This window comes from Demequina sp. B12 (genome assembly GCF_028823635.1).
In the GTDB taxonomy this organism is placed as follows: Bacteria; Actinomycetota; Actinomycetes; order Actinomycetales; family Demequinaceae; genus Demequina.
In genome coordinates this window covers 709,571-735,487 of record NZ_JAPEHU010000001.1, presented here as the reverse complement: position 1 = coordinate 735,487, position 25,917 = coordinate 709,571, and the positions used below count along the sequence as shown (strand labels likewise).

22 protein-coding genes are annotated in these 25,917 nt (G+C 65.2%); 12 read left to right on the top strand and 10 right to left on the bottom strand.

Annotation, left to right across the window (positions count from 1 at the left end; all coding sequences use genetic code 11):
* The first annotated feature begins 85 nt into the window (after nucleotides 1–85).
* Together ON058_RS03650 and ON058_RS03645 are read left to right on the top strand one after the other, a co-directional pair.
* Complete coding sequence (locus ON058_RS03650; protein ID WP_274667656.1) at nucleotides 86–1,729, top strand: PspC domain-containing protein; 1,644 nt, start codon at nucleotides 86–88, stop codon at nucleotides 1,727–1,729.
* Entirely contained in the window at nucleotides 1,726–2,061 is a 336-nt protein-coding gene (locus ON058_RS03645; RefSeq protein WP_274667655.1) for a hypothetical protein, read from the top strand. Before ON058_RS03650 ends, ON058_RS03645 begins: the two co-directional genes overlap by 4 nt.
* A 191-nt stretch (nucleotides 2,062–2,252) precedes the next feature.
* Here the strand turns inward: ON058_RS03645 and guaA are convergent, their stop codons facing one another.
* Genes guaA through ON058_RS03625 form a run of 4 tightly spaced genes read right to left on the bottom strand, consistent with a single transcriptional unit; the run spans nucleotide 2,253 to nucleotide 6,203 of the window.
* Complete coding sequence (gene guaA / locus ON058_RS03640; protein ID WP_274667654.1) at nucleotides 2,253–3,830, bottom strand: glutamine-hydrolyzing GMP synthase; 1,578 nt, start codon at nucleotides 3,828–3,830, stop codon at nucleotides 2,253–2,255.
* Nucleotides 3,827–4,210 (bottom strand): DUF3817 domain-containing protein, encoded by a 384-nt coding sequence (locus ON058_RS03635; protein ID WP_274667653.1) that lies wholly within the window; start codon nucleotides 4,208–4,210, stop codon nucleotides 3,827–3,829. Before ON058_RS03635 ends, guaA begins: the two co-directional genes overlap by 4 nt.
* On the bottom strand, nucleotides 4,207–5,004 hold the full coding sequence (locus ON058_RS03630; protein WP_274667652.1) for an SURF1 family protein: 798 nt from the start codon (nucleotides 5,002–5,004) through the stop codon (nucleotides 4,207–4,209). Before ON058_RS03630 ends, ON058_RS03635 begins: the two co-directional genes overlap by 4 nt.
* The gene (locus ON058_RS03625) at nucleotides 5,001–6,203 is read right to left on the bottom strand and encodes a GGDEF domain-containing protein (RefSeq protein WP_274667651.1); all 1,203 of its coding nucleotides are present in this window, start codon (nucleotides 6,201–6,203) and stop codon (nucleotides 5,001–5,003) included. The genes ON058_RS03630 and ON058_RS03625 overlap by 4 nt, the downstream gene beginning before the upstream one ends.
* Nucleotides 6,204–6,410: 207 nt before the next feature.
* Here ON058_RS03625 and pta point away from each other — a divergent pair, with 207 nt between their 5' ends.
* The 4 genes from pta (at nucleotide 6,411) to ON058_RS03605 (ending at nucleotide 12,523) form a co-directional block, all read left to right on the top strand.
* On the top strand, nucleotides 6,411–8,489 hold the full coding sequence (gene pta, locus ON058_RS03620; RefSeq protein ID WP_274667650.1) for a phosphate acetyltransferase: 2,079 nt from the start codon (nucleotides 6,411–6,413) through the stop codon (nucleotides 8,487–8,489).
* Complete coding sequence (locus ON058_RS03615; protein WP_274667649.1) at nucleotides 8,486–9,622, top strand: acetate kinase; 1,137 nt, start codon at nucleotides 8,486–8,488, stop codon at nucleotides 9,620–9,622. The genes pta and ON058_RS03615 overlap by 4 nt, the downstream gene beginning before the upstream one ends.
* Before the next feature lie 237 nt (nucleotides 9,623–9,859).
* Nucleotides 9,860–10,639 (top strand): hypothetical protein, encoded by a 780-nt coding sequence (locus tag ON058_RS03610; protein ID WP_274667648.1) that lies wholly within the window; start codon nucleotides 9,860–9,862, stop codon nucleotides 10,637–10,639.
* A gap of 78 nt (nucleotides 10,640–10,717) precedes the next feature.
* A complete protein-coding gene (locus ON058_RS03605) occupies nucleotides 10,718–12,523 on the top strand; it encodes an ABC-F family ATP-binding cassette domain-containing protein (RefSeq protein WP_274667647.1) in 1,806 nt (601 codons plus the stop codon).
* 240 nt (nucleotides 12,524–12,763) lie between these two features.
* On the opposite strand, the gene ON058_RS03600 is transcribed toward ON058_RS03605, so the two are convergent.
* Nucleotides 12,764–13,948, bottom strand: a complete 1,185-nt coding sequence (locus ON058_RS03600; protein ID WP_274667646.1) for an ABC transporter permease — start codon at nucleotides 13,946–13,948, stop codon at nucleotides 12,764–12,766.
* Nucleotides 13,945–14,850 carry an ABC transporter ATP-binding protein gene (locus ON058_RS03595; RefSeq protein WP_274667645.1) on the bottom strand — a complete coding sequence of 302 codons (906 nt, stop codon included), beginning with the start codon at nucleotides 14,848–14,850 and terminating at the stop codon, nucleotides 13,945–13,947. The genes ON058_RS03600 and ON058_RS03595 overlap by 4 nt, the downstream gene beginning before the upstream one ends.
* A gap of 191 nt (nucleotides 14,851–15,041) precedes the next feature.
* Here ON058_RS03595 and ON058_RS03590 point away from each other — a divergent pair, with 191 nt between their 5' ends.
* Nucleotides 15,042–17,501 (top strand): phosphoketolase, encoded by a 2,460-nt coding sequence (locus ON058_RS03590; RefSeq protein ID WP_274667644.1) that lies wholly within the window; start codon nucleotides 15,042–15,044, stop codon nucleotides 17,499–17,501.
* Between the two features lie 4 nt (nucleotides 17,502–17,505).
* Here ON058_RS03590 and ON058_RS03585 read toward each other — a convergent pair whose 3' ends face one another.
* Nucleotides 17,506–18,639 (bottom strand): GuaB3 family IMP dehydrogenase-related protein, encoded by a 1,134-nt coding sequence (locus ON058_RS03585; RefSeq protein WP_274667643.1) that lies wholly within the window; start codon nucleotides 18,637–18,639, stop codon nucleotides 17,506–17,508.
* A gap of 168 nt (nucleotides 18,640–18,807) precedes the next feature.
* Between ON058_RS03585 and ON058_RS03580 the strand changes: the two genes are divergently transcribed.
* Genes ON058_RS03580 through ON058_RS03570 form a run of 3 tightly spaced genes read left to right on the top strand, consistent with a single transcriptional unit; the run spans nucleotide 18,808 to nucleotide 21,287 of the window.
* Nucleotides 18,808–19,254, top strand: a complete 447-nt coding sequence (locus ON058_RS03580) for a DUF2510 domain-containing protein (RefSeq protein WP_274667642.1) — start codon at nucleotides 18,808–18,810, stop codon at nucleotides 19,252–19,254.
* Nucleotides 19,241–19,957: an exonuclease domain-containing protein gene (locus ON058_RS03575; protein WP_274667641.1), complete on the top strand. Its 717-nt coding sequence runs from the start codon at nucleotides 19,241–19,243 to the stop codon at nucleotides 19,955–19,957. Before ON058_RS03580 ends, ON058_RS03575 begins: the two co-directional genes overlap by 14 nt.
* A 55-nt stretch (nucleotides 19,958–20,012) precedes the next feature.
* Entirely contained in the window at nucleotides 20,013–21,287 is a 1,275-nt protein-coding gene (locus ON058_RS03570; protein ID WP_274667640.1) for a Glu/Leu/Phe/Val dehydrogenase, read from the top strand.
* Nucleotides 21,288–21,301: 14 nt separating this feature from the next.
* Here the strand turns inward: ON058_RS03570 and ON058_RS03565 are convergent, their stop codons facing one another.
* Together ON058_RS03565 and guaB are read right to left on the bottom strand one after the other, a co-directional pair.
* Nucleotides 21,302–22,051: a TSUP family transporter gene (locus ON058_RS03565; RefSeq protein WP_274667639.1), complete on the bottom strand. Its 750-nt coding sequence runs from the start codon at nucleotides 22,049–22,051 to the stop codon at nucleotides 21,302–21,304.
* Nucleotides 22,052–22,068: 17 nt separating this feature from the next.
* Nucleotides 22,069–23,577 carry an IMP dehydrogenase gene (gene guaB, locus ON058_RS03560; protein WP_274667638.1) on the bottom strand — a complete coding sequence of 503 codons (1,509 nt, stop codon included), beginning with the start codon at nucleotides 23,575–23,577 and terminating at the stop codon, nucleotides 22,069–22,071.
* 251 nt (nucleotides 23,578–23,828) lie between these two features.
* On the opposite strand from guaB, the gene ON058_RS03555 reads away from it, so the two are divergent.
* The gene (locus tag ON058_RS03555; RefSeq protein WP_274667637.1) at nucleotides 23,829–24,119 is read left to right on the top strand and encodes a WhiB family transcriptional regulator; all 291 of its coding nucleotides are present in this window, start codon (nucleotides 23,829–23,831) and stop codon (nucleotides 24,117–24,119) included.
* 132 nt (nucleotides 24,120–24,251) lie between these two features.
* Here the strand turns inward: ON058_RS03555 and groES are convergent, their stop codons facing one another.
* Complete coding sequence (gene groES / locus ON058_RS03550) at nucleotides 24,252–24,545, bottom strand: co-chaperone GroES (protein ID WP_274667636.1); 294 nt, start codon at nucleotides 24,543–24,545, stop codon at nucleotides 24,252–24,254.
* Between the two features lie 194 nt (nucleotides 24,546–24,739).
* On the opposite strand from groES, the gene ON058_RS03545 reads away from it, so the two are divergent.
* Entirely contained in the window at nucleotides 24,740–25,909 is a 1,170-nt protein-coding gene (locus tag ON058_RS03545) for an SAM-dependent methyltransferase (RefSeq protein WP_274667635.1), read from the top strand.
* Nucleotides 25,910–25,917: the final 8 nt, after the last annotated feature.

Sequence of the window (25,917 nt, the reverse complement as noted above, 5' to 3'; positions counted from 1 at the left end):
TACCTCATAGCGTCCTGACCCCCGGTCCCGAAACACTGGAAGCAACGCCGGGTGTGCAGGCACCCCACACGTGAGAAGGAGCATCATGAGCGAGAATCCGCAGCCTCCCACCGAGGCCGCATTCTTCACGAGCATCCGTGAATGGGGACTCGTGAGATCCGGTCAGGGCCTTGGCGGCGTCGCCTCCGGGCTTGGCGCCAGAGTGGGCCTCGCACCCGCACCGGCCCGTCTCCTCGCGGTCCTCGCCTTCTTGATCTTCCCCGGACTGTTCATGCTGGCCTACGCCGCTGCCTGGGGACTACTCCCTGACCGCCAAGGCCGCATCGTCATCCAAGACTTCGGTCGCGGGGTGACCAACGTGGGAGCTCTCCTAGGCATCGCAGTCCTCACGCTGTTGGGCCTCCTGGGCCTCGACAGCGGGCCCGCCTTCAACCTGTTCCGCTTCGGCGGCTTTCCCTGGGATGGCTACCACGGAGACCTCGGTGCCGTGATCGCTTTCTTCGCCGTCCTCATCCCGCTCGTCATCATCGGCGGCGGCATCTTCCTCGTGGTGTACCTCGTCAAGCGCGGCAACCGCACCACGGGCCCCACCCCGCCGCCGGGGACGCCCGGAACAACCTGGACCAGTGCCGCTGCACCGTCCGCCCCATCGGCGCCCTCCGCACCGTCCGCTGTGCCGGCACAGTCCCCGGACAGCCACGCCGCCAGCGAGCCCGTGGACAGCACTCCCGCACCCGACGGCCCGCATGCGGAGTACAAGCCTCAGCCGTGGGAACCAGCGCTCTTGCCTGGTGACCCTCGTACAGGCCTTCCCTCTCAGAACTCTTCGCCTCACCCGCAGGCCCCAGCCGCCCCTCAGCCTGGCAGCGCAGCACCCCAGCCCTCTGCCGCCGGCCAGGGATGGAGCACACCGCCTGTCGCTCCGGCTCCCCCGCAGCCACCAACCCCCACACCGCCCCGGCAGTCGTGGAAGGTTCCGGGGCCCGGCAAGGGAGCATGGCTCGCACTTCTAGGAGTCATGCTGGTGTCCGGAGCCGCCGTCGTGATCGCGGAACGTGTCAGCACCCTAGCCGTGGCCTGGCCTTTGGCCTGGTTTGCTGGTGTCGCGATCGGGCTGGGAGCAATCCTGGTGGTCGTCGCACTGTCGGGACGCAGGCTCGGGTTCCTGGGTTTTCTGTCGGTCCTGGTGGTGCTGGCCGGCGTGACGCTATCTGCGAACTCCGACGATCTACGCGACATCTATGACGACGCCCGTGTCGAGATCGGCTGGGACTCTGGTTCCGAACCGCATATCGAGCCCACCCCCACCTACGCCGGCCCCGACACTATCTCCGTCGCAGAGGCCTTCGGCGACGACTACGCGGCCGTCTACATCGAAGGCGAGTGCTACGTGGGCATGCCCGGCAACACCGAACTCGAATACTGGTTCGGTTACGACGGACAGGCGCCCGCCAACGCTGTGCTGCGCTACTCCACGATCGACAAAGACAGCACAGTCGCACTGCGTGCCATGGTCACCGATGTCACGGTGCCTGCGAACACGTCGCTCGCCATCACGAACGCGGACTCGCAGCTCGTGGTCTGGCCCGCACGCAACGTCAGTTGCAGCGTGTGGTCCGGTGAACCCGACGGCCCCGTGGTTGAACTGACCAACCCCGATACGCCCGTACTCACACTGTCGGCGTATGACGGCGGAACTCTCATCATCAACGAGGAGGTCACCCCGTGATCACCACCACAACCCCCCGCCGCCGCATCGGTCAGCGCTTGTCCTCCGCACTGTGGGGCCTGCTCGTCATGGGCGCAGGCGCGCTGATGATCGTGTCGTTCTCCGGCTACGACGTGGACCTGGAGCTGCTCGCGATCATCCTGCTTGGCTCACTGGGAGGATGGCTGATCCTGTCGGCAGCACTGTCCGGCCTTGGGCGGTCACGGGAAGTGAAGCGCGCCACCGCCCCCGTCGTGGAGGAAACCCTCGCCGATGTTGAGGACACGCTCGGCGAGGTCGACGACGCCATGGCGGACCTGGCGGACCCCCTCACCGACACCGACACCAAGTAGCTGTCACAGACACCAGGGCCCGGGAACTGACTCTCACAGTTCCCGGGCCCTTCACGCACAAACGCGACCCCTCCCCCCCCCCCCCCCCGGGGCGGGGGGGGGGGGGGGGGGGGGGGTTTCCCCCCCCCCTCCCCCCACACCCCCCCCCTCCCCCCCCCGGAGAAGGGGGGGGGGAAGGGGGCGTCAGTGGCTTACTCCCACTCGATGGTGCCCGGCGGCTTGCTGGTCACATCGATGACGACGCGGTTCACGTCCGACACCTCGTTGGTGATGCGGTTCGAGATGTGAGCGATGACTTCATAGGGCAACCGCGACCAGTCGGCAGTCATCGCGTCTTCGGAAGACACGGGACGCAACACAATGGGGTGACCGTAGGTGCGGCCATCGCCCTGCACGCCCACCGAGCGGACATCGGCCAGCAGCACTACGGGGCACTGCCAGATCTCGTCGTCCAAGCCCGCCTTGGTAAGTTCTTCACGGGCGATCGCGTCCGCGGCACGCAGGATGTCGAGGCGTTCCTCGGTCACTTCGCCGATGATGCGGATTCCCAGCCCGGGGCCGGGGAACGGCTGGCGTCCCACAATGTCTTCGGGGATCCCCAACTCGCGGCCCACAGCGCGGACCTCGTCCTTGAACAAGGTGCGCAAAGGCTCCACGAGGGAGAACTGCAGGTCGTCGGGCAGTCCGCCCACGTTGTGGTGGCTCTTGATGTTGGCAGTACCTTCACCGCCGCCTGACTCGACCACATCGGGGTACAGGGTTCCCTGGACCAGGAACTCCACTGCCTCGCCGTGTGCGCCGGCTTCTTCCACCACCTGGCGAGCGGAATCCTCGAACACACGAATGAACTCGCGGCCAATGATCTTGCGCTTGGTTTCGGGGTCGGATACGCCTGCGAGGGCGTCCAGGAAGCGCTGCTTCTCGTCGCGGATGATGAGGCGGACGCCGGTCGACGCGACGAAGTCTTTCTCGATCTGTTCCACCTCGCCGGCACGCATGAGCCCGTGGTCGACGTGAATACAGGTGAGCTGATCGCCTACGGCCTTCTGCACGATGGCGGCGGCGACCGCAGAGTCGACTCCGCCAGATAGGGCACAGATGACGCGCTTGTCGCCCACCTGGGCGCGGATGCGTTCGACCTGCTCGTCAATGACGTTCGCAGACGTCCAGTCGGGCGTCAGGCCAGCGACGCGGTACAGGAAGTTCTCGATGGATTCCTGACCGAGCGGTGAATGCTTGACTTCGGGGTGCCACTGGACACCACACATGCGCTTGTCGAGGTTTTCGAATGCGGCGACGGGGGCACCGTCGGTCTGCGCCAGCACGGTGAAGCCTTCAGGTGCGGCGTGAACCGCGTCACCGTGACTCATCCACACGGTCTGCTCGGTGGGGCTGCCCGCGAGCGCGGCGCCCTGGTCTGCGATCTCTGCGACGGTCCGGCCGTACTCACGCTTACCGGTCTGAGCAACGGTGCCACCCATGGCCTGGGCCATGGCTTGGAAGCCGTAGCAGATACCCATCATGGGCACGCCTGCGTCGAAGATCGCTTCGTCGATGCGGGGGGCGCCTTCTTCATAGACGGATGAGGGGCCGCCGGACAAGATGATGCCTGCAGGGTTCTTGGCGAGCATGTCTGCCGCACTCATGGTGTGGGGAACGATCTCCGAGTACACGGACGCTTCGCGCACACGGCGTGCGATCAGTTGGGCGTACTGGGCACCAAAGTCGACGACCAGAACGGGCCGATGCTCGGTGGGCTGGACGGTCATGCGGCCTCCTGCTGGGGAGTGGTTTCAGTCTGAGGGGTGGTGGAGAGTTCACGCGCGATGCGCTTCTCCACAAAGAATGACAGCAGCGGAACCACGCCGCCGAGGAACATGGTGGCGAGGCGTCCGTATCCCCACCGGGCCTGCAACCACAGTTGCAGCACCGTCGCGAGGTACACCACGTACACAAAGCCGTGCACCTGCGCCAGGATCGTGAAGAAGGGCTCCCAGGATTCTGGGGTAGCCAGCGCGGGGATGTAGCGGAGCATCCCCAGGAAGACCACAATGAGCAGGCCTCCAGTGATGATGGCCATGACCTTGTAGCGGGTCAACGCTCCGGGGGTGACGGCCGATGCGCCGGCTGGCGCGACGTGCTCACTCACGTGGGTTCCTTCCTGGCATGGGCGGGGTCTGCGGTGTCCGCGTCACCGGTGGCGGGAGCGGACGGCACGCGACCATTGTCCCGTATCCAGCGTGCGGCAATGAACGCGAAGAAAGCGCCGAACAGCCACCATTCGATCGCGTAGGTGAGGGAACGGAAGTTCACCTCGCGGTCAGGTGCTGGCGCAGGGAGGGCGTTGAGGCCTTCCTCTGGCGTTTCCGCCACCAGCAGCGCCGAATATAGGGGGCTGTCCCAATGCTGAGCGAACACCGCGGGCGACAGCGTGGTCGACCAGAACGCCCCAGCGATCTCCTGGTCGGGGGTGTCCGCGATGCCGGACCCACCTTCAGCCCCACGGAGGTAGCCGTCAATGGCGGAGTCATCCCCCGGCTCACTCACTGTGTGAACGTCTGCGGGCGGCAACCATCCCACCACCACAGGCAACGTTGCTTCTTCGCCGGTCCCGGTGGCATCGCCGCTCACCGTGTACGGGCGGACCACCATGACAGCGTCGTCACCGTCGACGGAACGTCCCGACACGAGTGCGACGTCAGCATCGGCCCACTGCCCCTCGACCGTGACGGTTTTCCCGACGCCCGCGCCCGCTGCGCTCGCCGGTGCCACAAGATCGGCCAGCGGCACAGGATCGCTGGCCTCAATCACCTGGCCGGACTGGAACCCCCGCGACCACTGCCAGTAACCGAGCGACAGACATACTGCAATGACGGCCAGGCCCAAGAAACCGACGCCGATGACGGCGCCCCACTTCACACTGCCCGGCTCGCGTGCGCTCACGCCCCCGCCCCGCGCACGCGGCGACGATCAGCCGCACGTGGCATGGGTGCGTCCTCTGATGGCTGGCGTCGTACCGCAGTCACCCGGTTCCGTCCCTCCTGCTTGGACCTATACAGAGCGTCGTCAGCACGCTTGATCGCGTAGTGCGCCGTGCCCACATGCTCACCCTCGGTCACTCCGACCGACACCGTGACGCTGTGCACATGGCCCGCGCAGGCAATCTCACGATCACCCACCGCAGCCCGAATACGGTCCATGGTGAGACCCGCATGCTCGAGCGTGGCGTCGGGGAGGACAAAGATGAACTCTTCGCCGCCCCATCGTCCCACGGAATCCGTCACACGTAACTCCGCCCTCAAACGGACTCCTACCTCCGCCAGGACGGCATCACCACACGAATGCCCATGCTCATCGTTGAGCTCCTTGAAACGGTCCAGATCCGCGATCGCCACGCAATACGACTGGCCGCCCGGCGTCGCCAACTCCTCCAACTGGGTCAACACTGGGCGCCGTGTTGCCAGCCCCGTGAGCGCATCGGTGTTGGCAAGATACTCGGCTCGTTGGGCGCTCTGCGCAGCAAGCTTGCGCGCGTGCTCCGCGCGAAAGTGCGCCAGCGCGGCGAACGTGAAAAGCAAGGTCGCCGTCACCAGGGCAGCGATCGAGAACATCGCGTTCAATACGAAACGCGGCAACTCGTAGACAGCTCGCGACGCAGGCATACCCAACTGACACACCAAGAATGCGGTGAGGCTGACGCCCATCCAGATCACGCGCCACGCGCGCTGCCGTTCCGTCAAGATCACGTACACCAACGGCGCCGCGGTCAACAAGAACAGGTGGATGCCGGACTCCCAGCCCACATAGTGAGTCGACACCAACGTTTGGGCCGTGGGAATCATGAGCGCAGCCAAAGCAGCCAACAACTGATGCCCCAGGCGAGCCAACACGATCGCTCCCATGTACAGAACGATCCACAGGTTATGGAACATCACCAGCGCAGGCATGCTTTGACCGCTGTAGGACAGGTAGAAGATGTCGTACGCCAAGGTGACCGCAAGGCACAAGATGAGGAACGCGTGCGCCGTCGAGATGGCCCGCCCAGCTTCACCTTCGAGTCCGCCAACGCGACGCTCCATCAGGCGCGCCACCAGCGCACCGAAAGCGCCGCGCTCTGACGCGCCGTGGCCCTCAGCAGCCATGGGTCCCTCATCCCCGCGACCGACCCGCACCTTTTTCGGTCCCCACCGATGCGACCCGTCGCCCCTCAGATACATCAGCGTACGCAGTTCACCGGACAACCTCCACCGGTAGACCACTTCTCCACAGACCCCATCAGGTTGCGACCGCCAACTAAGTCGGGACTACTGTCACGCGCACCACCACCGGACACATGGGACAATGACCCCGTGGCACGAAGCATTTACATCGCATCGGCAGAGGGTGACACCGGGAAGTCCACGGTAGCCCTAGGAATCACGTCGCTTTTGGCGCGCACAGTAGGACGAGTAGGAGTGTTCCGGCCCGTTGCCCGAGTGGCAGACGGCTCTGACTACGTACTCGATCTGCTTCTGGGGCGCGGCGGAGTCGACCTCTCATACGAGGAAGCCGTAGGTGTCACCTATGACGACCTCCACCACGACACCGAGGCCGCCCTGGCGACGATCGTGTCTCGCTACCGCGAGGTCGAACGCAAGTGTGATGCTGTCGTCATCGTGGGCACCGACTACACCGACGTCTCCGCAGCAGCGGAACTCGAGTTCAACGGCCGTATCGCCGCCAACCTCGGCGCCCCCGTCGCGCTCGTCGTCCACGGTCAAGACCGCACGCCCAAGGACGTGGCACGAGTAGTCGACCAGGCCCGTACCGAGCTCGCAGGCTCGCACGCCCACGTTGCCGCAGTGTTCGCGAACCGGTGCGACCCCGACCAGATCGATGCGGTTCGCGCGCAGCTTCCCGAGGGCCTCGCCATGGGCGCCCTGCCCGAGGACAGCCTGCTGGTGGCCCCGCAGCTCAGCGCACTCGCAGAAGCCGTCGACGGCCACGTCATCGCCGGCGACCCCGAACTCATGGGCCGTGAAGTCCGCAAGGTCCTCGTGGGCGCCATGTCAACCGAGCATCTGCTCGCCCACCTCAAGGACGACGCCGTCGTCATCACCCCCGGTGACCGCACCGACGCCCTCATCGCCCTCCTCGCGGCCCACGCCGCAGAAGGCTTCCCGTCGCTGTCCGGCATCATCCTCAACGGCGGGCACACGCCACCCGCGCTACTGATGGAACTCGTGGCAGGCTTCGGCTCACCGCTGCCCATCATCACCACGGAACTGGGCACCTACGAAACTGCACACCGCTGCTGGAACACCCGCGGCCGCCTGTCGCGCGAATCCGCCGTCAAAATCGATGTGGCGCTCAGCCTGTTTGAGCGCTACGTCGACATCGACGCACTGAGCGCCCTGCTCGACGTTGCCCAAACCGACGTGGTCACCCCCCTGATGTTCGAATACGACCTCCTGGTGCGTGCTCGCGGTTCCCGCAAGCACATCGTCCTTCCGGAAGGTTCCGACGACCGCATCCTGCGTGCCGCCTCCAGCCTGCTTACCCGTGACGTCGTCGACCTCACCATCCTGGGCCCCGAAGCGTCCATCCGGCAGCGAGCCGCAGAACTCGGTATCGACATCGACGGCGCGCGCATCCTGTCGCCCGAAGACCCCGAACTGGTCGAACGCTTTGCCACCAAGTACGCGGAGATCCGCGCCTCCAAGGGCGTCACCATGGAGCACGCACGCGAACTGGTGCAGGACGTCAGCTACTTCGGAACCATGATGGTGCTCGAAGGCCTCGCCGACGGCATGGTGTCCGGCGCCGCCCACACCACCGCACACACCATCACCCCGGCCTTCCGGGTCATCAAGTCCCCGCCTGGCGTGGGCGTGGTGTCCTCCGTGTTCTTCATGTGTCTGCCAGACAAGGTCCTCGTCTACGGCGACTGCGCCGTCAACCCCGACCCCACCGCCGAACAGCTCGCGGACATCGCGATCTCTTCGGCGGAAACAGCCCAGCAGTTCCACATCGAACCCCGCGTCGCCATGCTGTCCTACTCCACCGGCGAGTCCGGCACAGGACAGGACGTCGACAAGGTTCGTGAAGCCACCCGCATCGTCCGCGAGCGCCGCCCCGACCTCCTGGTCGACGGTCCCATGCAATACGATGCTGCGGTCGAGCCATCGGTGGCCGCCTCCAAGGCCCCGAACTCCCCGGTAGCGGGCCGCGCTACGGTGCTGGTCTTCCCTGACCTCAACACCGGTAACAACACGTACAAGGCGGTCCAGCGCTCGGCTGGCGCCGTCGCCGTCGGCCCTGTACTCCAAGGACTTCGCAAGCCGGTCAACGACCTGTCACGCGGAACCCTCGTCCAGGACATTGTCAACACTGTCGCAATCACGGCTATCCAGGCTCAAGGACTGGATGCCAAGGAGGGAGACGCGTGAGCGTCAACTACGCCGGAATCGCACTCGTACTGAACTGTGGTTCCAGTTCGGTGAAGTACCAAGTCGTCGACACCACTCAGGAAGAGCCCTTGGCCGTAGGCCTGGTGGAGCGCGTCGACAACCACGCCGAAGCGATCCAGCAGATCATTGCTTCGCTCGACGAACCGGGCTCCGGGGTGACCCTTGCCGACCTGACCGTCGTGGGCCACCGCGTCGTGCAAGGTGGCGCTGAGTTCTCCGCACCCACCATCATCGACGATGAGGTGGAGAAGAAGATCGCTGTGCTGGCTACCCTGGCCCCGCTGCACAACCCGCCGAACCTTGCCGGCATCTCCGCCGCACGTGCCGCGTTCCCGAACATCCCGCACGTCGCGATCTTCGACACCGCGTTCCACGCCACCCTGCCCGAGGCCGCGTACACGTACGCCATCGACCGCCGGGTCGCTGCCGAACACGGCGTCCGCCGCTACGGCTTCCACGGCACCTCCCACTCGTACGTGTCCCGCGAGACCGCCCGCCTCATGGGCAAGCAGGTTGAAGACCTCAACACGATCGTCCTGCACCTGGGCAACGGCGCATCGGCCACTGCAGTGAAGGCCGGAAAGTCCGTCGACACCTCGATGGGGCTCACCCCCCTCGAAGGCCTCGTCATGGGCACTCGCTCCGGTGACATCGACCCCGCCGTCGTCACCCACCTGGCTCGTACCGCTGGCATGACCGTCGATGAGGTCGACACGTTGCTGAACCGCCAGTCCGGCATGCTGGGTCTCACCGGCTACTCCGACATGCGTGACGTCAACGACGCGATCGACGCCGGCTCGCACGAAGCGAAGGTCGCGATGGACGTGTACTGCCGTCGCATCCGTGGATACATCGGTCAGTACTACGCACAGCTCGGACACCTCGACGCCGTGACCTTCACGGCCGGCGTTGGCGAGAACGACGACGTGGTGCGTGCCGGATCGCTCGAAGGCCTCGAAGAACTCGGCATCAAGATCGACCTGGAACGCAACGCAGGCCGCAAGAAGCAGCCCACACTGATTAGCGCCGACGACTCCCGTATCCAGGTGTGGGTCATCCCCACCAACGAAGAACGAGAGATCGCCACGCAGTCCGTCGCAGCGGTTTCCTAACCCGCACGTAGACGCTCCAGCCGCGTCCGTCCCACCCCTCGCAGGAGGTGACGGGCGCGGCTGAGTCGTATCCGGGCATCGGCCCGCGATAGTGCGCCAACACCAGGGGTGACGGTGCTGTGACTTATCCCACATGTCCGTTTCGTCCGTGCCCTCACAATTGAGAACATTCCCCGGTCTACAGTTGCTCAACAACGCGCGGATGGCACGCGCGGGCGCAAGGAGCTGACACTACTTATGACAGACGTCTCCGTGTGGGTGATGCACACCACGCGTGAACCTTCCGACGACTTCCTCACGGCACTCGACCGCCGTTGGCGGGACGGGCTCGCGGCCTCAGCCTCACCCGGTTGTCGATGGCAACGAGACGCCATGCACACGTTCATCACGACTCACGTGGACCGCGTCGCGCACAGGCGGCGGCTCCGTGCCGTGTTCTTCACCACCGGTGACGGTCACCGCGAAGGTCACGGCTTCACTGCGATGTCGGATCTGGTGTCCGGAGACATGTTTGGCCCCCAAGAACTAGACGCGCGCCACGCAGCCGACCCGCTCGCCGCAGCGCTCGAACTTGCCAAGTCCGACCCCAACGTCCTCGCGGTTCCCGTCATCACGGAACGCCAGTACACCGAGGTTGAATGCTTCGAATCGCACTCCGCGACCGGACTGCGTTCAGACATCCACGGTGTCGTGCTGCCGTTCCTGTATGCGCCTGCCGGTGAAGACCTCGACGACGTGGACGCCCGCGAGAACCTGCTCCGCGCAGGAGGGTTCAGCGCCTACACCGTCGACGTGGACTTCACCCGCGACGACGCCGCGCAGATCCACCGGAACGTCGCACTACTGCTGGAAGACGTCCTCGACGACATCGCCCACCTCAAAGCAGACGCCCACGCCCGTGTCATGCTCGGCAACCCCCAGTGGCCACTCGTCACCGTGCGCTCGGACTCCAGTTGGGACCCGGACCGATGCCGCAGCCACGAAAACGCCGAACAGACACAGCAGGGAGCGCGCTAGCGCCGCTCGCCGCGCACGCGCAGCGTCACCCGGGCTATCGGGCACCGCGCCCCCAGGGAAGCCGTCTACCCTTGTCGGGTGGCTCATCTCACCGGCGCTCAGAACGTACACCTGGACTTTGGCACCGGCACCGTCCTGGACTCCGTCACCATCGGACTAGAAGACGGCGACCGCATCGGCATTGTGGGTGCCAACGGCGCCGGCAAGTCCTCACTGATGGCCATCCTGGCCGGACGGCTCAAACCGCACTCCGGCCACGTCACCATCACCCGTGGCACCCGCACCGGCACCCTGGACCAGTCCGATCACGTCGACGAGTCACTCACCGTCATCCAAGCAATCGTGGGCGACGCCGACACCCACGAATGGGCGTCCGACCCACGCGTCCGCGACATCATGTCCGGGCTCGTCCCCGACCTTCCGGCCGATGCCGTGGTGGGCACCCTGTCGGGTGGCCAGCAGCGACGCGTGGCACTTGCCCACGTCCTGGTGGGCGATCACGATGTGGTGTTCCTCGACGAGCCCACCAACCACCTTGACGTCGACGGTGTCGCCTGGCTCGCCGACCATCTCAACCGGCGTTGGGCGCGAGGCAAAGGTGCGCTCGCGGTCGTAACCCACGACCGGTGGTTCCTCGACGCCGTCACCGAACGCACCTGGGAAGTGCACGACGGTACCCTCGACCAGTACGAAGGCGGATACGCCGCGTACGTGCTGCAACGTGTGGAACGCGACCGCATCGCCGCCGCCACCGAAGCCAAGCGCCAAAACCTCATGCGCAAGGAACTTGCCTGGCTACGCCGTGGAGCACCCGCGCGAACCTCCAAGCCCAAGTTCCGCATCGACGCCGCCAACGCCCTCATCGCGGACGTCCCTCCCGTGCGCGACAAGGTTCAGTTGCAACGCATGGCCGCTGCACGTCTTGGCAAGGACGTGGTGGAACTCATCCGCTGCTCTGTCTCCTACCCCCTGCCTGACGGCGGCACTCGCGAGGTGCTTCGCGAGGTGGACTGGAACATCGGCCCTGGAGAACGCACCGGAATCCTCGGCACCAACGGTGCAGGCAAGTCGACCCTCCTGAAGCTGATCACCGGTGCCCTTGAGCCCACCTCCGGGCGTGTGAAGACCGGTCAAACCGTCCGTGTCGCCACCTTGTCGCAGCAGCTCGCAGAACTCGATGATGTCGCCGACGAACGCGTCTCCGGACTGGTGAAGCGGTTCCAGTCCATCGAACTGTCCGACGGCTCCGAGATGACGCCCACCCAGTTGCTGGAACGTCTGGGATTCACGAGCGCGCAACTCAAGACGCAGGTAGGGCGCTTGTCTGGCGGGCAGCGCAGGCGTCTTCAGCTGCTCCTGGTCCTGCTGACTGAACCCAACGTGTTGGTGCTTGACGAACCCACCAACGACCTCGACACCGATGTCCTGGCAGCCATGGAAGACCTCCTGGACTCGTGGCCGGGCACGCTCATCGTGGTCAGCCACGACCGCTACCTCTTGGAACGAGTCACCGACCAGCAGTACGCCGTTCTTGACGGCGGCCTGCGTCACCTCCCCGGTGGCATCGACGAGTACGTCGAGATCACCCGTTCCCTCCGCACAGCCGAGGGCGGCGTCGGTACCTTCGGGACCGCAGCCAGCACCGGGACCGCCGCCTTGGGTGGTGCGGAACGGCGTGCCGTGGAGAAGGAACTCGCTGCCGTAGAGCGACGCATTCAGAAGCTCGGCAACGAGTCAGCGAAGGTTCACGACAAGATGGCCGTCCACGACCAGTCCGACTTTGCGGGCCTGGCCGACCTGAACCAGCAGCTCAAAGCGCACGCTGACGAGACTGCCGAACTCGAAGAGCGCTGGCTGGAACTGTCCGAGCAACTCGGCGACTAACCGGGCGTAGCCGCGTCCTGGCCGTCCCCGTCGCGCTCCCCGTGCGTTCCGTCCCCGCCGTCCCCGCCGTCCCAAAGTGACTGAAACGACCCTGCGGGACCCGCACCACGCCGGCGAGCCACGCATCGGCTCCCACATCTCAGTCAGTTGGGGACACGCGCACCGGACAGTCGCTGCCGAACTCGAAGAGCGCTGGCTGGAACTGTCCGAGCAACTCGGCGACTGCCAGCGCGCAGCGGCTCAGCCGCGCTTGAACGCCTCCGCGAGTTTCATGCGCCCACCCGTGTTGAGGACGGCACCGGCGTAGACACGCCCGGCGATCCAGGTGAGCACCGGAATGGTCACCACGCACAACGCCACCGCAAGGATCACCTCTCCCGTGGAGATGGCTCCAAAGGCCGAGCGCATCGGCACCATGAATGGCGCGAAGAACGGTACCTGGGTGAGCACCATGCTGATGGTGCTGTCGGGGTTGTTCGGCACCAGGTAGATCGCGAGGTACAGCGGAGCCATCATGAGGAACATCATGGGGGTGGTGATGGCCCCGATGTCTTCCTGACGGGACACCAATGCGGCGAGCCCGCCAAAGAGGATCGTGAACAGCGCAAAGCCCAACACGAACCACACGGCAAAGTTAGCGACCAGGGTTCCCACTTCCACGTCCAGCGTGCCAAACAGGTCGAGGTACCAGGCAGCAAACACCACGGGCAGGAACATGGTGGCGGCTTGAAGCAGCGAGTACATGCCCACGCCCAGCACCTTGCCGCCCAACAGCGTTGCGGGCTTCACGGTGGCCAGCAGAATCTCCACCACGCGGGAGGACTTCTCTTCGACGACGCCCATCATGATGACCGAGGCACTCTGAATCAGCACGAAGAACAACAGGATGACGACCACCATGCCGGAGAAGAACTGACCGGCGTTGAACTCGTTGGTCTCGCCCACGATGGTGACCGCCGGAACGGAGTTGGCGAGCGACGCACTCACTGCCGCCGCGTCACCACCGAGGTCCTCGACGGCGCTGTCGAGCGCCGCGGCCTGGGTGGCCGACTGCACCACGCTCGTCAGCGCATCGTCCCCTCCCGCCAAGTACAGCCGCGGTGCGTCAAGCGGCCCAGTGATGAGTCCTGCGATGTCCTCACCCAAGGCGCCGTCCTGATCCACGTCGACGGTGTCGGGGGCGTCCACGCTTTCGAACACCACGTGAGCGTCTTGTGCTTGCGCCGTGGCCTCCAGGTACGGAACCAGATCCCCAGCGATCGCAGAGTCCACGTTCACCACCGCGGGCTCGCCGTCGTCTGCGAGGAACGGCTTCGCGATCAGTGCCCCACCCAGAACGAGGACCACCATGATCGCGGAGGTGATGAGGTTGGCCTTTGACAGCGCGCGGGTGCGGAACTCGCGCTTCGCAATCAGAGCGATCATGCCGCCACCTCCTCTTCCGACACGACGCCTTGGAAGAGGTCGGTCAGCGTGGGGCGCACCTGCGTGAACTCACTGACCACGCCGTGGTGGAGGGCCGATGCCACGACAGCTTGGGCGGCATCGGTGGATTCGGCTTCCACGCGCCAGACGCCGGGGCCCTGCGGAGTGAGGGTGGCGCCAGGAGCGTCTGGGGTCCATGTCTCAGGCATGGTGCCGGTGAGGTGCCACTGGAGTTGGTCGGTGGCGCGGAGTTCGTCAATGGTGCCGGATGCGACCAAGCGGCCGGCCTTCACGATCCCGACGCGGTCGCAGAGTCGTTCCACGAGTTCGAGTTGATGGGAAGAGAAAATCACGGGCACGCCGCGATCGGCCTGAGTGCGGAGGACGTCGCTCATGACGGCCACGGCGACCGGGTCGAGTCCGGAGAAGGGTTCGTCCAACACGAGGATGTCGGGCTGATGCACCAGGGCGGACGCGAGCTGCACGCGTTGCTGGTTGCCGAGTGAGAGTTTTTCGACCTCGTCGCCACGGCGTTCCGCGACCCCCAGCACTTCCGTCCAATGCTCCATGGCTGCGTGAGCCGCACCGGCGTCGAGGCCGTGGAGCCGCGCCAGGTATACCAACTGTTCGCCCACCTTCATGCGCGGGTAGAGGCCGCGCTCTTCGGGCATGTAGCCGATGCGCTTGCGGACGTCCAGGTCAACAGGTGCGCCATCCCAGCGCACCTCCCCGAAGTCGCCACGGAGCACGCCCAGGATGATGCGCATCGTGGTGGTTTTTCCGGCACCATTGGACCCTACAAAGCCGAATAGTTCGCCGCTGTTCACGTCGAATGAGACTCCATCAAGTGCACGGACGGTGCCGTAGGACTTGGCTAGTGAGTCAATCTCAAGGGTGGGCAAGGACGCTCCTTCTCACGACGGCGGGACCCGCCTCCACCCTAGGTGACATCAACCCCTGATCTGGTCATCCCCAGGGACGACAATGCCGGTGCTACCGGGCGTCATCAATGGTCCAGCACGCGTCCGGACCGTTCGCCGTGCAGGACTCCTCCGGCAGTGCGACGCTGGGAACGTTCACTTCGATGGAGGTCATGATGGATAACACCCCGTGGGCACCCCGCACCGCCCCCGCCGCGAGCGCCGAGGAAATCGACGCCATCGACCGGTGGTGGCGCGCCACCAACTACATGTCCGTGGGGCAGATCTACCTCCTCGCCAATCCCCTGCTGAGGGAGCCTCTGCACCGCGACCACGTCAAGCCGCGCCTGGTGGGGCACTGGGGCACCACCCCGGGCCTGAACTTTGTGTATGCCCACCTGAACCGCATGATTCGGGCACGTCAACAACCCACGATGTACATCATCGGCCCCGGCCACGGAGGCCCAGGCCTGGTGGCCTCCAGCTTCCTGGACGGCACCTATACCGAGACCTACCCCGACCTCTCCCCCGACGAAGCTGGTCTCACCCGGCTCTTCAAGCAGTTCTCTTTCCCCGGCGGCATTCCGTCACACGTGGCACCAGAGACGCCCGGGTCCATCCATGAAGGCGGCGAGCTGGGTTATGCGCTGTCTCATGCGTACGGTGCCGCGTTCAACAACCCGCACCTCTTGGTGGCAGCCATTGTGGGTGACGGCGAAGCAGAAACGGGCCCGCTCGCGACCAGTTGGCACTCCAACAAGTTCGTTGACCCCACCACCGACGGCGTGGTCTTGCCCATCTTGCATCTCAACGGCTACAAGATCGCCAACCCCACCGTGCTGGCGCGCATCAGCGATGATGAACTCGATGCGCTCATGCGCGGCTATGGACATACTCCGTACTTCTTTGAGGCGGGTTTCGACGACGAGGACGCGTTCGACATTCACCAGCGGTTCTCGCAACTGCTCGATGAGGTGATGGACCACATCGCCACCATCAAGGCCGAGGCCGCGACCAACCCCCACATGGACCGTCCCGCGTGGCCCATGATCGTATTGCGGACACCCAAGGGATGGACATGCCCGCCTCAGATCGACGGCGAGACCACCGAGGGGTCGTGGCGCGCGCACCAGGTGCCGCTGTCGAATGCTCGCGACACGGACGCACATCTGCACACCTTGGAATCGTGGTTGGAGTCCTACCGCCCAGACGAACTGTTCGACGCATCGGGGGCGCCATACGAACAGACCAGGGCGATCGCGCCGGAGGGTGACCTGCGGATGTCGGCCCGTCCGGAAGCCAACGGCGGGCTGGTGTTGCGGGATCTCCGGCTGCCGGACTATCGCGACTATGCCGTGGACGTCCCACAACCGGGGGCCGGACCGGTGGAAGCGACCCGCGTCCTGGGCACTTACCTGCGCGGCGTGATGGAAGCGAATATGGATAACTTCCGGGTCTTTGCGCCGGACGAGTTGGCGTCCAACCGCATCCATGCGGTCCTGGACGTCACCGACAAGGTGTGGCAAGGCGCCCGGGAGGACGACGGAGCACACACGGGTCCTCGCGGCCAAGTAGTGGAGATGCTGTCCGAGCATCAATGCCAAGGCTGGCTCGAAGGCTATCTGTTGACGGGCCGCCACGGCCTGTTCACCTCGTATGAGGCCTTCATCCACATCGTGGACTCCATGTTCAACCAGCATGCCAAGTGGCTGAAGGTGTCCCGGGAGCTGCCGTGGCGGCGCCCCATCGCCTCCTTGAACTACCTGTTGTCGAGCCACGTGTGGCGCCAGGACCACAACGGCTTCTCCCACCAGGACCCCGGTTTCATCGACCATGTGGTGAACAAGAAGGCGGAGGTGGTGCGCGTCTACCTACCGGCCGATGCCAACACGCTGTTGTCGACATACGACCACTGCTTGCGGTCCCGCGACTACGTCAATGTCGTTATTGCCGGCAAGCAGCCGGCACCTCAGTGGTTGACGATGGAGCAGGCGATCGACCATTGCACACGAGGGTTGGGGATTTGGGACTTCGCGTCCAATGTGCCGCTGGGAGACGAGCCCGACGTGGTGATGGCGGCCGCCGGAGACGTCCCCACCCTTGAGGTGCTGGCCGCTATCGACATCATTCGGCGTGAGCTTCCCGAGTTGAAGGTCCGCATGATCAACGTCGTGGACCTCATGCGGCTCCAACCCGAAGAGGAGCATCCGCATGGGATCTCCGACCGCGCTTTCGATCAACTCTTCACGACGGACAAGCCCATCATTTTCAACTATCACGGATACCCGTGGCTGATCCATCGCCTGACGTACCGCCGCAACGGTCACTCGAACCTGCATGTGCGCGGGTTTAAGGAGGAGGGCACCACCACAACGCCGTTTGACATGGCGATGCTGAACGACATTGACCGCTACCACCTGGTGATGGATGTCATCGATCGTGTTCCCGGCCTGGGCACCCGTGCAGCATTGCTGCGCCAGCAACTCCACGACCAGCGCCTCGCAGCGCGCAGGTACGCGAGGGAGAACGGCGCAGACCTGCCCGAGGTCGCGAACTGGGTATGGCCCGATGCCGGGGCAGAGACCCGTGAAGCCATGGCCGGGGTTCAGGACACCGGCGGCGACAACGAGTAAGCGGTTAAACCGAGGTAGCCGGGTGGTAAGGCGACACCACCACGTCCACGCGCTGGAACTCCTTGAGGTCCGAGTATCCGGTGGTGGCCATCGAACGGCGCAGGGCGCCCATGATGTTCGTGGAGCCGTCAGCCGAATGTGCAGGACCGTTGAGGATCTCCTCGAGCGTGCCACCGGTACCGACCTCGACGCGTTCACCACGCGGAAGCTCCGAGTGGTACGCCTCCTGGCCCCAGTGGAACCCAGCCCCAGGCGCCTCCGAAGCGCGGGCAAGTGCGGAGCCCAGCATCACAGCATCGGCGCCACAAGCGAAAGCCTTCACCAGGTCACCGGAACGTCCCAAACCACCGTCAGCGATCACGTGAACGTAACGGCCACCGGACTCATCCAGGTAGTCGCGGCGGGCCGCAGCAACGTCAGACACGGCGGTCGCCATGGGCGCGTGAATGCCGAGCGTGGTGCGCGTGCGCTGCGCTGAACCGCCACCAAAGCCCACCAACACACCCGCGGCACCCGTCCGCATCAAGTGCAGACCGGCCTGGTACGTGGAGGCACCACCCACGATGACCGGTACGTCCAGGTCGTAGATGAACTTCTTCAGGTTCAGCGGCTCTACGTGCTCGGACACGTGCTCTGCGGACACGGTGGTGCCACGGATCACGAACAGATCCACGCCGGCCTTCAGCACCGTCTCGTAGTGATCCTGAGTGCGCTGCGGGCTCAAGGCGCCAGCCACCGTGACATCAGCGGCACGGACCTCACGCAGGCGCTCTGCGATCAGTTCATCCTTGATGGGCTCACGGTAAATCTCCTGCATGCGGGCCGTAGCGGCCTCACCTTCCAGCTGCGAGATTTCCTCAAACAACGAGGTGGGGTCCTCGTACCTGGTCCAGAGCCCTTCCAGGTCCAGCACACCCAGACCGCCCAAACGGCCCAACGCGATCGCAGTCGCGGGGCTCATCACTGAGTCCATCGGCGCGGCAATCACGGGGATGTCGAACTGGAACGCATCGATCTGCCATCCCAGCGACACCTGCTTGGGGTCGCGCGTGCGGCGCGAAGGCACCACGGCGATGTCGTCGAAGGAGTAGGCGCGGCGGCCGCGCTTGCCGCGGCCAATCTCGATCTCGTTGCTCACCGGACCACCCTATCGTCCACCGCTACCCCCAGCACAGGCGCGCGCCCTGGAACTGGTTCCGCGCATCGTCCCGGTTCGCTACGCTGACCGCTGAGCGCGCACATACGCGTGCCGGCTATGCCTCGCAGGCGTGCCGTCTCAGGGGGCGACAAGGGGGGCAACGGCAGCATGACGGGACACACCCCACCAGGGTGGTACGACGATCCACACGCGCCAGGCGCGGGTTCGGTGCGGTTCTGGGACGGGTCTGAGTGGACGGCTCAGGCGACGCCTCCAGCGACTCGGGAGCGTCACCAACCGGCACCCGCCACCACCCCAGCCGCGCCCGCCTGCGCCACACCCGCTTCCCTCGCCACGCCCACCACACCTGCGTCACCAGCCGAGGCCCAACGGCGCACCACCGCCATGATCGCGACCGTGGTGGGCAGCGCAGCGCTCGTCGGTTGGACCACCGTGGCGCTCAGCGCCTGGGCCGTGGCACAGAGCCTGCCATCCACGCAAACCTGCGTGCCCGCCGCGCAGGAGACCACACACGCGGACTTTGATGCCGTCCGCCACGTGCTCGGCTCCAGTGTCACAGGTGCGTGGGAGAGTAGGCCCCATGAGCTGGCTTGAAGAGACCATGGTGGGGTTCGACACCGAAACCACGGGCGTGTCCACGTCCCAGGACCGGATCGTGACCGCAGCCATCCTGACCCGCACTGACGGGGACACCGCCGTGCGCACCTGGCTCATCGACCCGGGCGTAGAGATTCCCGCACGGGCTACGGAAGTACACGGCATCTCAACTGAGCACGCCCGGACGCATGGTGTTCAACCAGCCGATGCCCTAGAAGAGATCGCGTCCGTCCTTGCAGCGGCGATGGGGGCCGGGTTCCCCGTGGTCGCGTTCAACGCCCAGTTCGATCTCACCATCCTGGAGAACGAGCTCGCCCGTCACGGACTCCCCTCCCTGGCTTCCCGCATCCCTGCCGGCAGCATCGGCCCCGTGGTGGACCCCCTGGTGCTGGACAGGCACTTGGACCGGTGGCGCCGCGGACCACGCAAACTGATCAACATGTGCGAGCACTACGGCGTCTCCGTCGTGGCCGACGACCTCCACGCCGCAGACGCCGATGTTGCCGCCACCCTGGACCTCCTGCCTGCCATGGCGCAACGCCACCGCGCACTCGCCACCATCGACTTGGCTGACCTCCAAGGACAGCAAGTCGAAGCACACCGCGTGTGGGCAACCGAGTTCGCCTCCTGGCTACGGTCCAAAGGCCGTACCGAGGACCTCCCCCAGCCCGAATGGCCTGTGGTTCCCGCCTCGTCCTGACCGCGACAACCCACGCGCCGGGTTAGAGTCAAAGTGACTCAACGAGGAGGCGCGGATGAACGCATCTGCCGGCGCAAGCGCATCGGCTGTTCATGGACCATTGCAGGACGCACAAGCCCAACTGGCGGAAGCAGTTGAGCATCTGAAGTGCCCGCCCGGCTTGCACGAAATGCTCGCCATGCCGCGCCGCGAACTCATGGTCGCCGTACCCCTCAGACGCGACGACGGCAGCACCGCCGTGTACTCCGGCTACCGCGTCCAACACAACTTCTCCCGCGGCCCCGCCAAAGGTGGGCTCCGCTTCTCCACCGCCGTCGACCTCGACGAGGTCCGCGCACTGGCCATGTGGATGACCTGGAAATGTGCGCTGGTCGACGTTCCCTACGGCGGCGCCAAGGGTGGCGTCGCGATTGAACCGCGCGACCACTCCATCGGCGAACTCGAACGCGTCACACGCCGCTACACCTCAGAGATCCTCCCCATCATCGGCCCCGGAACAGACGTCCCTGCACCGGACATCGGCACCGACGAACAGACCATGGCGTGGATCATGGACACCTTCTCCGTCGCGAAAGGCCACACAGTGCCGGGCGTCGTCACCGGTAAACCCATCGCGCTCGGCGGTTCGCTCGGCCGCGCCTCAGCAACCTCCCGGGGCGTCGCCCACGTGGCACTCATGGCCATGGCCAGCCGCGGACTCGAGCCCACCACAGCATCGGCCGCCGTCCAGGGGTTCGGCAAGGTGGGGCGCGGTGCAGCACGCCTCCTCGCCGAATCCGGGGTGACAGTTCGTGCGATCTCCGACGTTGACGGGGCCATCTTTGCGCCGGACGGTATCGACATCACGCGCCTAGGTGCGCACGTGGACCGCGAAGGCACGGTCGTGGGCTTTGACGGCGCACAGCCGCTCGACCCCGCGGACCTGTTGACGCTCGACATCGACGTCCTGGTCCCCGCCGCCATCGAAGGTGTCATCACGGAGGCGAACGCGCCGCACGTCCGGGCCTCGATCGTGGTCGAAGGTGCGAACGGCCCCACCACTCAGGCCGCGGATGCCATCCTCACCGACCGCGGCGTGCTGGTTGTCCCCGACATCCTCGCTAACGCAGGCGGCGTGATCGTTTCCTACTTTGAATGGGTGCAGTCCAACCAGGCCTACCAATGGCGCGAAAGCGAAGTGAACGAACGGCTCGAAGAAAAGATGACAGCCGCATGGCACGACGTGGTGGACTACGCAGGCGCCCACGGCCTGACCTACCGACAAGCCGCAACATCCCTCGCGGTGCGCCGAGTCCTCGAAGCCCACGACCTCCGAGGCCTCTACCCGTAAGCCGCTCGCACGGGTCAGCCCACCAGTACGCGCACCAGCATCGTGAGGGACACCACCACAATCAGCACGCGCAGCACCATGGGGTTGACCCGCAGCAGAATGTGCGAGCCAATGTAGGCGCCCACAAGCTGGCCCACAATCATGACGCCGCCCACCAGCCACATCATCTGCCCGGCCACCGCGAACACCAGCAGCGACGCAATGTTCGTCGCGAAGTTCAGGGTCTTCGCGACCGCCGTGGACTGGCGCAACGGAAGCGCACGCAACGCCACTCCGGACAGCGCAAACAAGGAGCCAGTACCGGGCCCAAACGCCCCGTCGTACGCGCCAATCGCAGGCACTACCGCGCGGCGGTAGGCAGGAGAGCCGATGCGCGGTTGCGCGGGCGGCTCATGAGACTTGGGAACGAACAAGAAGTAGGCAGCAATCACCGCCAGCACCACAGGGATCACCACAGTGAGCGCGTCCGCCGACACGAACTGGATCGCTACGGAACCCACGGCCGAACCTGCGAAGGCCCACAGCATCGGCCGTTTGACGTCACTCCACTTCACCCCGTGGCGCCGGATCACCTGAGTAGTCGCCATGAAGGTCCCAGCAGTGCCTTGCAACTTGTTGGTACCCAAGGCCTGAAGCGGCGGAACCCCCGCCAGCAGCAGCGCGGGCACAGTGATGAGCCCGCCGCCACCGGCGAGGGTGTCCAAACATCCGGCAAGCAACGCCACCACCGCAAGGATGGCGAGCAGTTGCCAGGTGATCTCCACGAGGGGACTCGCGGTCGTTAACGTCCGGAGTAGTTGGGCGCCTCGACGGTCATCTGAATGTCATGGGGGTGGGACTCCTTGAGCCCCGCGGCCGTGATGCGCACAAACTTGCCGCGTGAACGTAGCTCGTCCACCGTGCGGGCGCCCACGTAGAACATCGACTGTCCCAAGCCACCCACCAGCTGACGCACCACGTCGGACAACGCGCCCTTGAACGGCACGCGACCCTCGATGCCCTCGGGAATGATGTCGTCGTCGCTGGGAGCATCGGACTGGAAGTAGCGGTCCTTCGAGTACGAGACCCGGCCACGGGACGCCATCGCGCCCATAGAACCCATGCCGCGGTACAGCTTGTACTGCTTGCCGCCCACCAGCACCAGGTCTCCAGGAGCCTCAGCACAACCAGCAAACAGCGAGCCCAGCATCACGGACTCGGCGCCGGCCACCAGGGCCTTCGCAATGTCACCGGAGTACTGCAGTCCACCATCGGCAATCACGGGGACGTCGTGCACGCGGGCTGCCTGATACGCCTCCCACACTGCGGTGACCTGCGGGACGCCCACACCGGCCACCACACGCGTGGTGCAGATCGAACCAGGGCCCACGCCCACCTTCACGGCGTCGACGCCCGCTTCGACCAGCGCCTGCGCGCCTTCACGGGTGGCGACATTGCCGCCAATCACGTCAACGTGGCGGGTCGTCGGATCGGACTTCACACGCTTGATCATGTCGATCATGGCCTGGGCGTGGCCGTGTGCGGTGTCCACCACCAGGGCGTCCACACCCGCTTCCACCAGCGCAGTCGCCCGCTCCCATGCGTCGCCATAGAACCCCACGGCCGCGGCCACCCGCAGGCGTCCCTGGGCGTCCTTCGTTGCCTTGGGGTAACGCTCGGTCTTCACAAAATCCTTGACCGTAATCAGTCCGGTGAGGCGACCGCTGTCGTCAACCAGCGGCAGCTTCTCGACCTTGTGCTGGGCGAGCAGATCCGCAGCTTCCGCGTTGGAGATGCCCTCGTGCGCCGTGATGAGCGGCATAGGGGTCATGACTTCGCGAACCTTGCGGTCGTCGTAGTCGGAGTGGTCCACGAATCGCAGGTCGCGGTTGGTGATGATGCCCAGCAGACGCTGGTCCTCATCCACGACCGGCAGACCCGACACGCGGTACTTGCCACACAGCTGGTCCAGCTCCGTCAACGTGGCCTCCGGCCCCACGGTCACGGGGTCGGTGATCATGCCGGATTCGGAACGCTTCACGATCTGAACCTGGTGAGCCTGATCCTCGATCGACAGATTGCGGTGCAGCACTCCGATGCCACCCTGACGGGCCATGGCGATGGCCATGCGAGCCTCAGTCACGGTGTCCATTGCGGCGCTCAGCAGCGGCAGCGCAATGGTGATGTTTTTGGTGAGTCGAGTGGTGGTGTTGACCTCTGACGGAATGACATCGCTCTGCCCGGGAAGGAGGAGAACGTCGTCGTAGGTGAGTCCGGTGAAGCCGAAGGGGTCGTTATCAACTGGCGCCATTGTCCGATTCTACGGGGACAGCCACGCCCAGAGCGAACAAGGGGCTAACGACCAGTAAACCTTCATTCTCAGGTTCAAAAAGGGGGTAGCCAAGCGGCGAACATCGGAGTATGAATGGTGGAGATGGCAACATTACGCCTGGTTTTCAAGGGTTGGAGCAGGAAACCGGACGCATCGGACAACTGCAATCACCCATGCCTCAATGGCGAGGCACGGCAACCAGGGTCACCTGACCTGATGTGAGGAGCGCCATGAGTACAGTCGCGAAACTTCCGGCACCTACACAAGAAGAATGGGAGTGGCAATACAGCGGGGCATGCCGTGAGGCGGACCCGGATCTCTTCTTCCATCCGGAAGGCGAGCGAGGCGCAGCACGGCGAAGGCGCGCAGAAGCAGCCAAGGCGTATTGCGAGAAATGCCCGGTTATGAAACTATGTCGCGAGCGATCATTGGATGCGCGGGAACCGTTCGGAGTCTGGGGCGGGATCAGCGAAGACGAACGTCACTCCATGATTGCGAACCGCTTGCAGAAGGCCAGTTGACTTCTGCGGATAGATGTCTGGAGCGCGGCTAGCCCCCCTTGCCAGCGCCCGGACAAAGAAGGCCCCGGTCGCCGGGGAGGGGCCGCCGGCGGGCCCGTCCTCGCGGGGCCATTCTTACTTCAGCTGCTTTGCTTAGGAGACAACACCCAGCAGGTCGCGAGCCGAGAGAATGAGCAGCTCTTCGCCGCCGTACTTCACCTCGGTGCCGCCGTACTTGCTGTAGATGACCTTGTCACCGACCGCGACGTCCAGCGGGATGCGGTTGCCGTTGTCGTCGAAACGACCCGGGCCCACCGCCAGGACTTCACCCTCCTGGGGCTTTTCCTTTGCGGCGTCGGGGATGACAAGACCGGACGCGGTGGTCTGCTCTGCGGCAGAGGGCTTCACCACGACCTTGTCTTCAAGAGGCTTGATAGAGACCGACACAGCGGACCTCACCTTCCGTAATCCTTGACAGTTAGGTTCCGTGTTCTGGCGTCCGTGCTGCCGTCGCGGGGGTCAGTCCGGCTGCCATAAGAACTACGGGCTCCAGGTGCGGAGCACTGCCCAATTTAGCACTCACGCCTAGCGAGTGCTAAACGAATATGCCGCCTGTTCACCCACCGTGAAAGACTCACCCCATGGACCCTGCGATTGCGCGCCTCCTGACCTCCCCCGACGGGTGGGCCTTGGTCGAGGCCATGCCGCCGTACGTCGAAGCAGAAGCGATGGCGTTAGGCACCTCCATGCGTGCTCAAGGGGTAGCTCCGGAACTGGTGTCCGGTGTGCTCACGCAGTCACGGCTACGGGCCGATGCCCGAGTAAAGTTTGGCGACTTTGCCGCCGGGATGTTGCTCACCCAGGATGGTCTTGAGCAGGCAACCCGGCTCGAGGTCGCGGCCCGCCACGCGGCCCGCTTTCGCGATGCGGGAGTGACGCGGGTAGCGGACCTGACCTGTGGCATCGGCGCGGATGCCATGGCAATGAGCGCGCTGGGTCTCACGGTGACCGCTGTCGAAAGGGACGAGGCCACCGCCCTGATCGCTGATCACAACCTCCGCCACTGGCCAGAAGCACAGGTCGTACACGCCGACTCGACAGAGGTCGCGGCCCACCTCGAGGTAGACGGCTACTTCGTGGACCCCGCCCGCCGCAATGCTCGCGGCCGCCGCCACGATCCTCAGGACTACTCCCCTTCCCTGGACTGGGTGCTGGGCCTTCGTGACCTGCACCCCGCCGTGGGCGTGAAGGTGGGCCCGGCCGTCGCCCACGACATGATTCCCCCTGAAGTGGAAGCGGAATGGGTCAGCGTGGACGGCAGCGTGGTGGAGGCGTCACTGTGGTGCGGGCCGTTGGCACACACTCCAGGACACGTGGCGCTCGTGCTACGCGACGGCCAGGCACACCGGATCGCCGGGGACACCCACCGGGCAGATACAGGTGACCTTGGGGAGTACGTGTACGAACCTGACGGCGCCGTCATCCGCGCGGGCCTTATTGGTGCCGTGGCAGACCGGACCGCAACTCACCTCATCGACGAGTCCATCGCCTACCTCACCGCGAACACCGCGATCGACTCCCCCTTCATGAGGGGCTACCGGGTTGTCGAGGTCCTTCCCTTGAAAACCAAAGCGATCGCCGCAGCGCTGAAGGCTCGCAACGTGGGCGCCGTTGACATCAAGAAGCGCGGCGTCGACATCACCCCAGAACAGTTGCGCCCACAACTCAAGCTCCGCGGCACCCAGCGCGCCACCCTCATCCTGACCCGGATGCCCGGCCACCGGGCGGCGTTGATCGTGGAGCCTCTCTAGGCGCCTCT

Bases quoted from the DNA above. Each gene is read 5' to 3' on its own strand.
- ON058_RS03570 (WP_274667640.1), top strand. From the start codon at position 20,013: ATGAACGCATCTGCCGGCGCAAGCGCATCGGCTGTTCATGGACCATTG.
- ON058_RS03545 (WP_274667635.1), top strand. From the start codon at position 24,740: ATGGACCCTGCGATTGCGCGCCTCCTGACCTCCCCCGACGGGTGGGCC.
- ON058_RS03555 (WP_274667637.1), top strand. From the start codon at position 23,829: ATGAGTACAGTCGCGAAACTTCCGGCACCTACACAAGAAGAATGGGAG.
- ON058_RS03650 (WP_274667656.1), top strand. From the start codon at position 86: ATGAGCGAGAATCCGCAGCCTCCCACCGAGGCCGCATTCTTCACGAGC.
- ON058_RS03575 (WP_274667641.1), top strand. From the start codon at position 19,241: ATGAGCTGGCTTGAAGAGACCATGGTGGGGTTCGACACCGAAACCACG.
- ON058_RS03590 (WP_274667644.1), top strand. From the start codon at position 15,042: ATGATGGATAACACCCCGTGGGCACCCCGCACCGCCCCCGCCGCGAGC.
- ON058_RS03625 (WP_274667651.1), bottom strand. From the start codon at position 6,203: ATGGCTGCTGAGGGCCACGGCGCGTCAGAGCGCGGCGCTTTCGGTGCG.
- ON058_RS03600 (WP_274667646.1), bottom strand. From the start codon at position 13,948: ATGATCGCTCTGATTGCGAAGCGCGAGTTCCGCACCCGCGCGCTGTCA.
- guaA (WP_274667654.1), bottom strand. From the start codon at position 3,830: ATGACCGTCCAGCCCACCGAGCATCGGCCCGTTCTGGTCGTCGACTTT.
- ON058_RS03580 (WP_274667642.1), top strand. From the start codon at position 18,808: ATGACGGGACACACCCCACCAGGGTGGTACGACGATCCACACGCGCCA.
- ON058_RS03610 (WP_274667648.1), top strand. From the start codon at position 9,860: ATGACAGACGTCTCCGTGTGGGTGATGCACACCACGCGTGAACCTTCC.
- guaB (WP_274667638.1), bottom strand. From the start codon at position 23,577: ATGGCGCCAGTTGATAACGACCCCTTCGGCTTCACCGGACTCACCTAC.